Here is a 14,128-nt window from a genome sequence, read left to right as displayed (position 1 = left end):
AGAGCTATGTGAGGTGAGATAAATGGCTGAATTAAGAGCTCATCGAGTTGCAGAACAGATGAAAAAAGAACTGGGTGATATTTTATCCAGAAAAATCAAAGACCCCCGCGTTGGTTTTGTGACGGTTACCGATGTAGAAGTAACCGGTGATCTGCAGCAGGCGAAGATTTTTATTTCTGTATTAGGTGATGAGAAGAAAAAGCAGGAAACATTATTGGGGCTTGCAAAAGCAAAAGGGTTTATCCGTTCAGAAATTGGCAAGCGAATTCGTTTGCGCAAAACCCCTGAACTTACCTTTGAATTTGACGAAGCAATCGAGCAAGGTAACCGAATAGACTCTATCTTAAGAGATCTTAATAAGTAATGCTAAAAAACTGATCCCTCTGCTCCTTGGCAAGGATCAGTTTTTTTACAAGAATAAGAAAGTATATAAAAAATGCTGAATATAGCCGCTCCAACGGGTTTCATGGGGTGAGTAATCGCAACCCCAGAAATACACTCCGCTTTCCGTGGACTTGAGCTCAGCCTCCTCGAAAAAAAGAAGTTCGCTTTTTTCCTGCGGGGTCTTCACCCTGGGACTGCGATTACTCGCCCCACCGAAGACCATTGCGCATTCCCACAGGAGTCTCCGTGTATTTCTTCTGGGACTGGGACTGCGATTACTCGTCCCACCGAAAACCATTGCGATTACTCGCCCCATCAAAACCGTCGCTAGAATTTGCGTTATTTCCTTGAAAAAAAAGCAAATAAAACATAATTCCACTTAGATGGGAGCGGATGTTGTCGACTCCTGCGGGAAAAGCAACAGGTAGACCTGAGCAGGAAGCGGTTTTCTTACCGTGCGGCTGAACGTTGCCCGCGGAAAGCGACTTCCCGGAGCGGACATCTCTTTGGCAAGAACACCGATGTTTTAAAGACCAAGCGGTATTCTTGGTTTTTCTTAAAATTTATTTCAAAAGGAAAAAGAGGTGTAATGACGATGAATGGTATCCTGCCGCTGTGGAAGCCAAAAGGAATGACTTCTTTTGATTGTGTGGCTAAATGCCGCCGCTACTTCCATACGAAAAAGGTTGGTCATACAGGGACATTGGATCCGGAAGTGGAAGGCGTGCTGCCTATTTGTATTGGCAATGCGACCAAAATTGTTCCCTTTCTCACAGATACAAAAAAAGTTTATGTTGGGACAGTTGCATTAGGATCCACTACAGAAACAGAGGACGCCACAGGGAATATTGTAGAAGAAAAAGAAGTTACGCACATGCCGGGAAGAACAGAGGTTGAAGCGGTGTTAGAAAAGTTTCAAGGAACGATTACACAAATACCGCCCATGTATTCTGCTGTAAAGGTCAATGGAAAAAAGCTGTATGAATATGCCAGAGCAAATGAAAAAGTAGAAAGACCAAGCAGGGAAGTCTTTATTCATGATATACAGCTTGGGTCTATAGATGAGGAAAAAAACGCTTTTGACATCTATGTAGAATGCTCCAAGGGGACCTATATCAGAACATTATGTGTGGATATCGGGAAGGAATTAGGATATCCGGCACATATGCTGCAGTTAGAAAGAATCCAAACCGGTAGTTTTTCCAAGAAAAATACGGTCACTTTTGCTATGATAGAAGAGGCGGCTGCCAGAGGTGAACAAGAGCAGTTATTAAGCCCGATTTCAGAGGGGGTAAGTCATCTAGTACATCAGGAAGTAGATGATGCATTAATGTTTCGCATTAAAAATGGTCAAAAATTAGCTGTTACCGATGCTCCTCTGACAAATAATCCGTTTGTGTTTACAAACAACGAAGAAGTATTAGCCATTTACGAAAAGCATCCGGAAAAACCGGATCAAATTAAACCATTAAGGGTATTTTAACGAGAGAAAGTGCAGGTGTAGCAGGATGAAAACAATGGAATTATCCTATCCGCATATGTTACATAAGGAGGATTTACCAGAAACAGTAAGTGCTATCGGTTTCTTTGACGGTATTCATAAAGGACATCAAAAGGTCATTCAGCAGGCAGTTGATAAAGCAAAAGAAAATAATATGGAGAGTGCAGTTATTACTTTTTTTCCGCATCCATCGGTTGTGCTGAGAAAAGATGTCCATCAGGTGAAGTACATAACCGTATCTTCTGAAAAACAGGCCATACTGGAAAAGCTTCAAGTAGACCGTCTGTATATCATCCGGTTTGATCAAGAATTATCGAAGCTCAGTCCGCAGGCTTTTATTGACCACTTTATTATTGGCTTACATATCAAGCACCTTGTAGCAGGCTTTGATTACTCATTCGGCCATAAAGGGCAGGGCAAGATGGCAGATATGCAGGACTATGCTAGAGATTTATTTACATGGGAAACCATCGGTAAAATCACATTAGATGAAGAGAAGGTCAGCTCCACCCGAATAAGAGCGGAATTAGCATCAGGAAATATGGAGCAGGCAGCACAATTGTTAGGAAGAGCCTTTGAAACAACTGGATTGGTCGTAAAAGGAGCACAGCGCGGGCGTGAGCTTGGTTATCCAACTGCTAATCTGTCTATATCCAAAGATGCCTTGCTGCCCAAGCAGGGGGTATATGCAACGCTCGTCCGTCATCAGGATAAAATATATGGCGGAATGGCGAATATCGGAACGAATCCGACATTTACAGAAACGATGGAGAATATGTCTGTCGAAGTATACCTGTTTGACTTTGACGGTGATTTATACGGGGAAGAATTAACGATAGAATGGTTATCTTATACAAGAGAAGAAATAAAATTTGACTCAAAGGAAGCTTTGATTGAAAGAATGCAGCAGGATGAGGAAGAAATTAGGGCTTATTTAGCAAATAGAAAAACTAATACTTGATTTTTCTCTTCAAAAACGCTATTCTTATATTTGTACAACCATCGCTTGGCATCACGTAACTCCGACGTATGCTAGGGGATTGGGGATAACAAATTTTATTTTGGAGGTGCCATCATGGCAATTACACAAGAACGCAAGAACGAAATTATTAATGAGTACAAGGTTCACGATACAGATACTGGATCTCCAGAGGTTCAAATCGCTGTTTTAACTGCAGAAATCACTGCATTAAACGAACATTTACGTACACACAAAAAAGACCATCATTCACGCCGCGGTCTTTTGAAAATGGTAGGTAAACGCCGTAACTTGCTAACTTACCTACGTAATAAAGACGTTACTCGTTACCGTGAATTAATCAAAAAACTTGGTTTACGTCGTTAATAAACGCAAAAAGCAGGAGAAATCCTGCTTTTTCTTTTATGTAAATAATCCTATAAGAGGATGTTCAAAAAGTCCAATAAAAATGACACATCGAATTTCTGCGTTGACGAGCTTTTTCCGATACTCACATATTTAAAGACATAGAGGAACTTCTGTTAAGAGCGCCCACGTCCTGTGGGCAACGCAGAAGTCACCACTTCCTGTGAAAGTCCGTTCGTAAAAAGCTCGTCGCCTTGAACTTCTTGGTCCTATTTATCGGACTTTTTGAACACACACTATAAAACGATAGGATTGTTCAATCAGGATGTATTTTGAACGCCATATAAAAGGTAGTGATTGATTCCTGACAGGCTATCGTTTATTCTATAAAAAGGGATTCTTTTGTGAATAATAGAAAATAGAAGAAAAATGTAATATATGAAGAGCTACATATATACTTAAATTACTGTAGCCTTGAAAGGAGCAACAAAACCAATGGCAGATGAAAAAAAGCTATTCTCTACGGAGATTTCAGGAAAGAAATTTACGGTTGAAGTAGGGGAGCTGGCTAAACAAGCAAACGGTGCCTGCATGATTCATTATGGAGACACGTCGGTATTATCTGTAGCAACAGCTTCCAAAGAACCAAAAGATTTACCATTCTTTCCGTTAACCGTGAATTATGAAGAAAGATTATATGCGGTAGGCAAGATACCAGGAGGATTTATTAAACGCGAAGGACGTCCGAGCGAAAAAGCAATCCTGTCTTCCAGACTGATTGACCGTCCAATCCGCCCGTTATTCCCTGACGGATTTCGTAATGAGGTGCAAGTAATCAGCACGGTAATGAGTGTCGATCAGGACTGTTCTTCCGAAATTGCTGCAATGATCGGGTCATCTATTGCGTTAAGCATTTCAGATATTCCTTTTGAACAGCCGATTGCAGGTGTCCATGTCGGACGTGTCGATGGAGAACTGATTATTAACCCTACGATAGAACAAGAAGCAAAAAGTGATATCGAATTGACTGTTGCCGGAACAAAGGATGCCATTAATATGGTTGAAGCTGGTGCCGACGAAGTGCCGGAAGATGTTATGCTGGAAGCAATCATGTTTGGTCATGAAGAAATCAAACGCCTCGTTGCATTCCAGGAGGAAATTGTACAAGCATTCGGCAAAGAAAAATTCGAAGTCGAAATCGCAGAAACTGACGAAGAACTTGTACAAAAAGTGGAAGCAGAAGCAAAAGTAAAACTGCTTGAAGCAATTCAAGTTGTTGAAAAACATGCCCGCGAAGATGCAATTGATGCAGTGAAGCAGGAAATTGTTGAAAAGTATGAAGCAGAAGAAGCGGAAGAAGAAACGATTAAGCAAGTAAAATCTGTATTAAACAGTCTTGTGAAAGAAGAAGTACGCCGCTTAATCACCAAAGAAAAAGTACGCCCAGACGGCCGAAAAGTAGATGAAATCCGTTCATTATCTTCCCGTATCCATGTCCTTCCGCGTACACATGGTTCTGGTTTATTTACACGTGGACAGACACAGGCCTTAAGCATATGTACATTGGGAGCATTAGGTGATGTGCAGATTTTAGATGGACTGGATTTAGAAGAAACAAAACGTTTTATGCATCATTATAATTTCCCGCAATACAGTGTAGGAGAAACTGGACCTATCCGCGGACCGGGCCGCCGTGAAATTGGCCATGGTGCACTGGGAGAACGCGCACTGGAAAAAGTAGTGCCAAATGAAAAAGATTTCCCTTATACAATCCGCTTAGTATCTGAAGTACTTGAGTCTAATGGTTCTACTTCTCAGGCAAGTATCTGTGCAAGTACATTAGCAATGATGGATGCAGGTGTTCCGATTAAAGCGCCAGTAGCTGGTATTGCTATGGGACTGGTGAAATCAGGAGAGGACTATACGATTCTTTCTGATATCCAGGGGATGGAAGATGCGCTTGGAGATATGGATTTTAAAGTAGCCGGTACAGAAAAAGGTGTTACTGCGCTGCAAATGGATATTAAAATCGACGGTTTATCCAGAGCGATTTTAGAGGAAGCATTGACACAGGCGAAGAAAGGCCGTATGCATATCCTGGATTCCATGCTTCAAACCATTCAGGAGCCAAAAGATGAGCTATCTGAATATGCACCAAAAATCTTGACCATGTCGATTAACCCAGATAAAATTCGTGACGTCATTGGGCCGAGCGGAAAACAAATCAACCAAATCATTGATGAAACAGGCGTGAAAATCGATATTGAACAAGATGGTAATGTCTTTATCTCATCTACAGACAGCGAGATGAATCAAAAAGCGAAGAAAATTATTGAAGATCTTGTCCGCGAAGTCGAAGTCGGTCAGCTGTACCTTGGTACCGTGAAACGTATTGAAAAATTTGGTGCTTTTGTTGAGCTCTTCAAAGGAAAAGATGGGCTTGTCCATATTTCCGAGCTGGCGGAAGAACGTACAAATAAAGTGGAAGATGCTGTTTCTATCGGCGATCAAATCATGGTAAAAGTAAAAGAAATTGACCGTCAAGGAAGAGTTAACCTTTCCAGAAAAGCAGTACTGCAAGATGAAAAGAAAGAAAATGCTAAATCATAGTAAGAAAAATAATTAATTAAAGAAGAAAATATATTTCTGTGATAAAAAAGAAGCTGGTGTTAAATTCAGTTTCTTTTTTTATGGAGACAGAATAAAAAATGCATCGCTTAAAATACATTCATACTTGTCCCTCTAAAAGCATAAAAATACGAAGAGGGAGGGATTAAAGATGAAGCGGTATTTTAAGTATGTCCATGTTCTTGTTTTCCTGATTCTAATTTTCACGGTATTTGATATACGATATAATCCTTTTCAAACAGAGACGGTCATGATAGAACCATCAGAAATAGAAGTGAGTGCAACAAATGATGCCCTTTATATGGAGATTGAAGAAAAGAAAGGGGCTTACCAGGAAGAACCAGAAAATGCTTATATTGATGAGGTTTGGAAGAAGACACCAGGAAGAAATGGATTAGAAGTGAATGTGGAAGAATCGTATCAGAAAATGAAAGAAGCAGATAAATGGAATGAAAGCTTACTTGTTTTTAATGAAACCTCTCCTGATATCTTACTGGAGAACCTGGAACCAGCTCCAATTTATCGAGGGCATCCCAAAAAAGAAATGGTCTCTTTCTTAATCAATGTTTCCTGGGGGGAAGCATATATCCCGGAAATGCTGCAAATTTTAAAAGACCATCAAGTGAAAGTCACTTTTTTTATTGAAGGGAAATGGGCGCAAAATAATTCTGACCTTGTTAAAATGATTGAAGAGGAAGGACATTTAATTGGTAATCATGCCTATAATCATCCGGATATGGCTGCACTTGATAAAAGCAATGCCTATACGCAGATAGAGGAAACAAATCAAATTTTAAAAACCATCACAGGAGAACAGCCTAAATGGTTCGCGCCCCCAAGCGGAAGCTTTAAAGATGAAACAGTAGAAACTGCTGCAGAGCTGGAGATGGAAACAATTTTATGGACAGTTGATACAATTGATTGGAAGAATCCATCGGTATCTGTTATGGTTAATCGGATAGAAAAAAATGTTCACCCTGGAGCGATGATTCTCATGCATCCAACGCAGGCAACAACGAATGCGTTAGAGCAAATGATTACCATTATCAAGAAAAAAGATTATAAAATAGGAACCGTAGAATCGTTGTTAAGTGAATCACGTTAAGCTGAGATATTTAGGAGGATATGTATTGGTAGAAAAATATACAAGCAGTAATGGAGTACGGATTGTGTTAGAATCAATGCCGGCGGTACGTTCCGTCACGATTGGTATTTGGGTTAAAATTGGATCTAGAAATGAAAATCTCCATAATAATGGCATTTCTCATTTTTTAGAGCATATGTTTTTTAAAGGAACGAAAACAAGAAGCGCACAGGATATTGCAGAAGCATTCGACTCTATCGGCGGGCAAATCAATGCTTTTACATCGAAGGAATATACATGTTTTTATTCAAAGGTTTTAGATACACATAAAGAATTTGCTTTGGAAGTATTAGCGGATATGTTTTTTGAATCTACATTTGATGAAGATGAAATGGAAAGAGAAAAAAAGGTTGTCTACGAAGAAATAAAAATGTGCGAGGATACACCGGATGATATCGTTCATGATTTGCTGGCCGAAGCTGCCTATGGTGAACACCCATTGGGATATCCAATTCTCGGAACAGAAAAACAGCTGGCATCTTTTGATCAAAAGCAATTACAGGAGTATGTAGAAGCTAATTATACACCTGATAATGTAGTTGTTTCGGTTGCCGGCAATGTATCCCATTCATTTATCAATGAGATCGATGCTTATTTTGGCTCTTTTACAAGAAAGGCATCTGAAGAAACAATCATCAAGCCCGCCTTCTTGCAGGAAGCAATTTACCGGAGCAAGGATACAGAGCAGGCACATCTTTGCCTTGGCTATAATGGATATGAAGCGGGAGACAAGCATCTATATCCATTATCTATCATGAATAACGTGCTTGGGGGCAGCATGAGCTCACGTTTATTCCAAGAAATACGTGAGAAAAAAGGACTGGCCTATTCTGTTTTTTCTTATCATGCAGCATTTATAGATGATGGCTTGCTGACCATTTATGCCGGCACAAGAAAAGATCAGCTGGGTCAATTAGAAGAAGTGATGAATTCTACACTTCATCATTTTATAGAGCATGGGTTAACAGAAAAAGAATTACGAAACAGCAAAGAACAGATTAAAGGAAATCTGATGCTGGGATTAGAGAGCACCAACAGCCGAATGTCACGGAATGGACGGAATGAATTATTATTGCAAAGACATCGTACCTTAGATGATTTGATTTTAGAGATTGATGGGATTACCAATGAACAAGTTACAGATGTTATTAAAAATGTGTTTAAGCAAAAGCCGTCACGGGCATTGATAGCACCGGAAGATACGCGCAAGTAAAAGCATGTTTTTCTTATTTTGGACATATAGTATATAAACGAAACTTCATTATTCTAAGGCTGTGACTGACTGCCTTCAGAACAGAGAAAAGGAGTTTTTCTATGGTACGCTTTCGAGATATGGGAGATAAGGAAATCATCAACGTGAACGAAGGGAAAAGGCTTGGGATGCTTGGGCAGACCGATTTAGAAATCAATCCGAAAACCGGGCAAATCGAAGCGTTTATTGTGCCGAGCTATAAATGGTTCGGCCTTGTAAAAGAGGGAGAAGAAACAAAAATCCATTGGAAGTCTATCAAAAAAATAGGGACAGATATGATTATGATTGATACAGAACTCCCTGAAGAAGGCTAAACAATGTAAAGCTTGTTTATTTTGCAGAACAAGGTAATCAGACACACCTTTTCCTGCCGGATAAACAGGCTTTTTTTCTATGTTTTTTTCCCATCGGGACTGCGATTACTCGCCCCATCGAAAACCGTCGCAGCGGACATCTACTCGGCAAGAACCCGATGTTTTAAAGAACAAGCGGTATTCTTGGTTTTTCTTATTTTTCGAAAATAGGTTTTCACCCTTCTTGCCAGGAAGTCGGTATTTTAATGGCTAAATTGTTCACCACTGAATTAAAAATTCATAAACTATATCGAATCATGAATACGTGAAAAGTTGTCTGGAGGTTATACGTAAAATGAGTCGACGGATTGCAGTAATTGGTGGAGATGCAAGGTATTTAGAGTTAATAAAAATATTGAAAAGCAATCATGCTAATGAAGTAATTCTTTGTGGTTTTGATAAATTAGAGCAGGGATTTACAGGATTAAACGAATCAGCACTGGATGAATTGGACCAGAGCAAGCTGGATGTCGTTGTTTTACCGATAACAGGTACTGATTCAAAAGGGAACGTAGAAACTGTTTTTACAGATAAAAAAATTCATTTAGATGAAGCCTGGTTTCAAAAATTACATTCGGAATGTATGATTTTTACCGGGATGACGAATGCGTACTTAACAAGTATGGCGGAAAAAGCGGGCGTTACCTTAGTGCCGCTGCTTGATCGTGATGATGTTGCCATCTATAACTCCATTCCAACAGCGGAAGGAGCCATTATGATGGCTTTTGAGCATACCGATCAGACCGTCCACTCTTCCCGGGTGATGGTTGTAGGATTTGGAAGGGTAGGGAATACGGTAGCGAATAAATTTTCTGCGCTGGGAGCCAAGGTTTCTGTTTGTGCCAGGAGTATAAGGGATTTAGCGCGTATTACGGAAATGGGTTTACAGGCTGTGCCTTTACACGAATTAAGCAATCATACAGAGAACTGTGATATTTTAATCAATACTATTCCGAGCTTAGTAGTAACCAAAGAAGCGATTCAAAATCTGCCGACAAATGCAGTTATTATTGATCTGGCATCCAAACCCGGCGGAACAGATTTTGATTTTGCGAAAAAGCGTGGTATTCAAGCTATACTGGCGCGCAGTCTGCCGGGAATCGTAGCACCAAGAACAGCGGGGAAAATCCTTGCTAATGTGATGGAACAAATTCTGGAGGAGGAGCGTGCGTCAGAATGACATTCAAGAATAAGCGAATCGGCTTTGGCTTAACAGGATCGCATCATACCCTTCCTCATATTTTTCCAATTATCGAGGAATTGATTGAACAGGGAGCAGAAGTCATTCCATTTATAACAGAAATGGTTCAATACACCGATACGAAGCATGGAAAGGCTGCGGATAACGTGAAGAGGCTTGAAAAAGCAGCCAATCATCCTATTATTACCACTATTCCTGATGCAGAGCCCTATGGACCGGATAAACCACTTGATGTGATGGTGATTGCCCCGCTGACAGGGAATTCGATGAGCAAGCTGGCGAATGCCCATACAGATAATCCGGTTTTAATGGCTGCAAAATCAACGCTCCGAAATGAACATCCTTTATTATTAGCTTTAACAACCAATGATGCGCTTGGGTTAAATGCCAAGAATCTAGCTGTATTGCTTAATGCAAAGCACATCTATTTTGTGCCGTTCGGGCAGGATAATCCGCATCAGAAGCCCTCCTCGCTCTCAGCAAATCTGGATCAATTAATCCCTGCTGCAGAGGCAGCGTTAAAAGGAAAACAAATTCAGCCGATTATTGTACCTTATTCCACGAAAAATGTGTTAAAATGAAGTTTAGTTGACATTTAATAAGTGGAGGGAGTTATTGGAATGGCAGAGCAACAAACATATAATGTAGCCATTGTAGGTGCTACAGGGGCAGTAGGTCAGAAAATCAAACAAATACTCGAAGATAAAAAGTTTCCGGTAAACCAGCTTAAATTACTATCTTCTGCCCGTTCGGCAGGAAAAGAAGAAACTTTTAACGGGGAAACGATTATTGTTGAAGAAGCTGCGCCAGAATCATTTGAAGGAGTAGATATTGCACTATTTTCTGCGGGCGGTTCCATTTCTAAACAACTGGCACCTGAAGCTGTTAAAAGAGGGGCAGTTGTGGTAGATAATACAAGTGCTTTTCGTATGAATGAAGATGTACCGCTTGTTGTACCAGAAGTAAATCCGGAAGATATTGCAAAACATCAAGGGATTATCGCCAATCCAAACTGTTCTACCATTCAAATGGTTGCAGCTTTAAAACCGATAAAGGATGCATTTGGTATAGGGAAAATCATCGTTTCTACTTACCAGGCAGTATCTGGTGCCGGAAATGCAGCGGTAGAAGAGTTATATGAGCAGTCAAAAGAATATTTAGACGGTAACGAAGTAAAAGCAGAGATTTTGCCGGTTAAAGGAGATAAGAAGCATTTCCCGATTGCGTTTAACGCATTGCCGCAAATTGATGTTTTTGAAGATAATGGTTTTACATTTGAAGAGATGAAAATGATTAATGAAACGAAGAAAATCATGCATGATGAGGCATTAAATGTTGCGGCAACCTGTGTGCGCCTTCCATTTGCTACCTCCCATGCCGAGAGTGTTTATATTGAAGTAGATCAGGAAGGCCTGAATGTAAAAGATATTTGGAAGACACTGAAATCTGCAGATGGAATCGTCCTTCAGGATAATCCGCAGGAGCAGGAATATCCGACACCGCAATCTGCTGAAGGCAAAGAGGAAGTTTTCGTAGGGCGCGTAAGGAAAGATTTAGATAATCCAAAAGGATTCCATTTATGGGTAGTATCTGATAATTTATTAAAAGGCGCAGCATGGAATACCGTGCAAATCGCACAAACGTTAGTAAAAAGTGACGGCTTTAAAAAGTAATTAGATATCTTAGTATGTGTTTAAGAAGGCTGATAAAAGAAAAGATGCTTTTCTGGAATAATATTTTCATCTCCCTTCTTGAACCTTCTTGTAAATAATGATGTAATCAATCTATTAGACATCCAGAGTGTAACTTCTTGGATAGTGTTGAGGTGTTAATATTGCAAGTATTAGTACAAAAATTCGGAGGAACTTCCGTACAATCAGAAACGAACCGGGAACATGTTATCCGTCATATTAAAGATGCACTTGTTCAAGAATATAAGTTAGTCGTTGTTGTTTCTGCATTGGGAAGAAAACCGGATCCTTATGCAACAGACAGTTTATTAGGCTTAATTGATTTTCCGGCGAATAAAAACTCAAATCGGGAGCTTGATTTGCTGATGTCATGCGGTGAAATTATTTCATCCGTTGTGCTTTCTAATGAGCTGCAAAAAAACCATGTTTCTGCAACAGCTTTGACTGGTGCACAGGCTGGTTTTGTAACGAGTGAAGATTTTAATCGTGCAAAGATAAAAGAAGTCAATCCGGCCCGTATTTTACAGGAATTAGAAACGCATGATGTCGTTGTGGTTGCTGGTTTTCAGGGCCAGAGCGAGTCCGGAGAAATAACAACGATTGGCCGGGGCGGCAGTGATACTTCTGCAGCTGCCTTAGGTGTTGCGTTGGACGCAGAGCGTATTGAGATTTTTACAGATGTGGAAGGAATCATGACCGCAGATCCGCGTGTCGTAAAAAGTGCGCGTCCGCTTGATGTAGTAACCTATACAGAGATTTGTAATCTTGCTTATCAAGGGGCAAAGGTCATTCACCCTCGTGCTGTAGAAATAGCCATGCAGGGGAAAATTCCGATGCGTATCCGCTCCACCTACTCGGAACGGCTGGGAACACTTGTCACATCTTCCCGGATTGAAGAAGCTGGCGCAGATATTTCCGAACGAATGATAACGGGTATTGCGCATATTGCAAATGTGACACAGATTAAGGTGCAGACGAAAGAATCAGCGTACCGGGTACAGTCGGAAGTATTTAAGGCAATGGCTGAAGCAGGTATCTCTGTGGATTTCATTAATATTTCGCCGACAGGTGTTGCTTATACTGTGCCGGCTGAGCTTACGGCAAAAGCAATTGAAATTTTAGAGGTGCTGGGTTTCCAGCCGGAAATTACCGAGAGCTGTGCAAAAGTATCAGCTGTAGGAGCCGGCATGACAGGAGTACCCGGCGTTGCATCTAAAATCGTGCAGGCATTAACCGATTCTGGAGTGCAGATATTGCAGTCAGCAGACAGTCATACAACTATCTGGGTCTTGGTACATGACCACGAGCTAGTTACAGCAGTTAATGCATTACATGATGTGTTTGGTTTAAGCACAGAGGAAGTATCGCTTTAGAATCATGTAAAAAAACATGAAGCAGGATTTTGGCTGCTTCATGTTTTTTTATGGACTCTAAAATATAAGTTTGGACCGGAAATTTCACTTTATTTCTGCATCTCTTCTTCCGTATGATTTTTAACCGATTGTTTATACTAATCGTATATAAATAGCTGGAAGGAGTTTTTGTATGCGAATGGATACGGATGATAACAACGAAAATCAAGGAGAAGAGGAAAATCAGCCGAATGCATCCTCTCTTGTCGAAAAAATTCAGCAGCTGGGACAGGCGAATGTTCCGCAGGCGCCCGATTCAAATATCCATGTTTTATCCATTATCGGACAGGTAGAGGGACATCTTCAGCTGCCGCCGCAAAATAAAACAACAAAATATGAACACTTGCTGCCGCAGCTGATCGCCGTAGAGCAAAATCCTAAAATCGAAGGATTAATTATTCTTTTAAATACAGTCGGCGGGGATGTAGAGGCTGGACTGGCTCTGGCAGAAATGATTGCGTCGATGTCGAAGCCGACTACTTCGATTGTATTAGGAGGCGGTCACTCCATTGGTGCGCCAATTGCCGTTGCTACCGATTATTCCTTTATTGTGCCGACAGCAACCATGACAATCCATCCGGTCCGGTTAACAGGAATGGTTATCGGTGTTCCGCAAACCTTTGAATATCTGGACAAGATGCAGGAGCGGGTCATTCAGTTTATTGTGGAGCATTCCAATATCGACTCGGAAAAGCTGAAAGAGCTGATGTTTGCAAAAGGCAACCTGACTCGTGATATCGGTACAAATGTAGTTGGCAAGGAAGCAGTGGATTATGGATTAATTGATGAAGTCGGCGGGGTTAAGGAAGCAATACAAAAGTTAAACCATATGATTCAAGGGGTACATCCCGAAAAAGAAGAAGGAGATGCTTCATGATCCTCTATACACCATTATCTTATCAGGATATTTTTCCGGAATCGCAAGGAACTGGAAATGAAATACAAGCAGTAGAGTGGCAGGGAAGAACGGTTTTTGTATCAAAAAATAACGATGGCCATTACCAAATTAATCAGCTAATTTCGAGTAATCCGAATGATTATCTGAATCCGGATTTTTTACCAGGAAGAATTATCAGCTGATGGTAATCTATGCTATAATATAGAAATGGTAAAGAGATAAAATGAAGAAACAATACTGGGTGATATTATAACTGGAACAGCAGCCTCTTTAAAGAGCAGACCTGGAAAAGAAGCATGAATACTTTATTTTCCTGATAAAGTCTCTCTGTCAGCATAAA

General features: G+C 40.5%; 14 protein-coding genes. All 14 read left to right on the top strand.

The annotated features are described in order from the left end of the window. The first annotated feature begins 22 nt into the window (after positions 1-22). The 14 genes from rbfA to BN997_RS20105 all read left to right on the top strand — a co-directional run bounded on the left by rbfA (position 23) and on the right by BN997_RS20105 (position 13,970). Positions 23-364, top strand: a complete 342-nt coding sequence (gene rbfA / locus BN997_RS20170; RefSeq protein WP_042534967.1) for a 30S ribosome-binding factor RbfA — start codon at positions 23-25, stop codon at positions 362-364. Between the two features lie 615 nt (positions 365-979). Next, positions 980-1,867 (top strand): tRNA pseudouridine(55) synthase TruB, encoded by an 888-nt coding sequence (gene truB, locus BN997_RS20165; protein ID WP_042534964.1) that lies wholly within the window; start codon positions 980-982, stop codon positions 1,865-1,867. 25 nt (positions 1,868-1,892) lie between these two features. Then, positions 1,893-2,846, top strand: a complete 954-nt coding sequence (locus BN997_RS20160) for a bifunctional riboflavin kinase/FAD synthetase (RefSeq protein WP_042534962.1) — start codon at positions 1,893-1,895, stop codon at positions 2,844-2,846. Between the two features lie 114 nt (positions 2,847-2,960). Next, positions 2,961-3,230, top strand: coding sequence for a 30S ribosomal protein S15 (gene rpsO, locus BN997_RS20155; RefSeq protein ID WP_040980194.1), 270 nt, complete (start codon positions 2,961-2,963; stop codon positions 3,228-3,230). A gap of 474 nt (positions 3,231-3,704) precedes the next feature. Next, a complete protein-coding gene (gene pnp / locus BN997_RS20150; protein WP_042534960.1) occupies positions 3,705-5,819 on the top strand; it encodes a polyribonucleotide nucleotidyltransferase in 2,115 nt (704 codons plus the stop codon). A gap of 169 nt (positions 5,820-5,988) precedes the next feature. Continuing rightward, the gene (locus tag BN997_RS20145) at positions 5,989-6,942 is read left to right on the top strand and encodes a polysaccharide deacetylase family protein (RefSeq protein WP_042534958.1); all 954 of its coding nucleotides are present in this window, start codon (positions 5,989-5,991) and stop codon (positions 6,940-6,942) included. A 25-nt stretch (positions 6,943-6,967) separates the two neighbouring features. Continuing rightward, entirely contained in the window at positions 6,968-8,194 is a 1,227-nt protein-coding gene (locus BN997_RS20140) for a M16 family metallopeptidase (protein ID WP_042534955.1), read from the top strand. Between the two features lie 101 nt (positions 8,195-8,295). Next, positions 8,296-8,547 (top strand): YlmC/YmxH family sporulation protein, encoded by a 252-nt coding sequence (locus BN997_RS20135; RefSeq protein ID WP_042534953.1) that lies wholly within the window; start codon positions 8,296-8,298, stop codon positions 8,545-8,547. Between the two features lie 334 nt (positions 8,548-8,881). After that, positions 8,882-9,766, top strand: coding sequence for a dipicolinic acid synthetase subunit A (gene dpaA, locus BN997_RS20130; protein ID WP_042534952.1), 885 nt, complete (start codon positions 8,882-8,884; stop codon positions 9,764-9,766). After that, the gene (dpaB, locus tag BN997_RS20125; RefSeq protein WP_042534950.1) at positions 9,763-10,368 is read left to right on the top strand and encodes a dipicolinate synthase subunit B; all 606 of its coding nucleotides are present in this window, start codon (positions 9,763-9,765) and stop codon (positions 10,366-10,368) included. The genes dpaA and dpaB overlap by 4 nt, the downstream gene beginning before the upstream one ends. Positions 10,369-10,407: 39 nt before the next feature. Beyond that, positions 10,408-11,460, top strand: a complete 1,053-nt coding sequence (locus tag BN997_RS20120) for an aspartate-semialdehyde dehydrogenase (protein ID WP_042534948.1) — start codon at positions 10,408-10,410, stop codon at positions 11,458-11,460. Positions 11,461-11,621: 161 nt separating this feature from the next. Continuing rightward, positions 11,622-12,851 (top strand): aspartate kinase, encoded by a 1,230-nt coding sequence (gene dapG, locus BN997_RS20115; protein ID WP_042534946.1) that lies wholly within the window; start codon positions 11,622-11,624, stop codon positions 12,849-12,851. Positions 12,852-13,029: 178 nt separating this feature from the next. After that, positions 13,030-13,767 carry a ClpP family protease gene (locus BN997_RS20110; RefSeq protein WP_139089224.1) on the top strand — a complete coding sequence of 246 codons (738 nt, stop codon included), beginning with the start codon at positions 13,030-13,032 and terminating at the stop codon, positions 13,765-13,767. After that, the gene (locus BN997_RS20105; protein ID WP_042534942.1) at positions 13,764-13,970 is read left to right on the top strand and encodes a YlzJ-like family protein; all 207 of its coding nucleotides are present in this window, start codon (positions 13,764-13,766) and stop codon (positions 13,968-13,970) included. Before BN997_RS20110 ends, BN997_RS20105 begins: the two co-directional genes overlap by 4 nt. The last annotated feature ends 158 nt before the right edge of the window (positions 13,971-14,128 follow it).

It is taken from the genome of Oceanobacillus oncorhynchi, assembly GCF_000821065.1.
GTDB lineage: Bacteria > Bacillota > Bacilli > Bacillales > Amphibacillaceae > Oceanobacillus > Oceanobacillus oncorhynchi.
The sequence above is the reverse complement of the archived record's forward strand: the minus strand, read 5'-3'. Positions and strand labels throughout refer to the sequence as shown.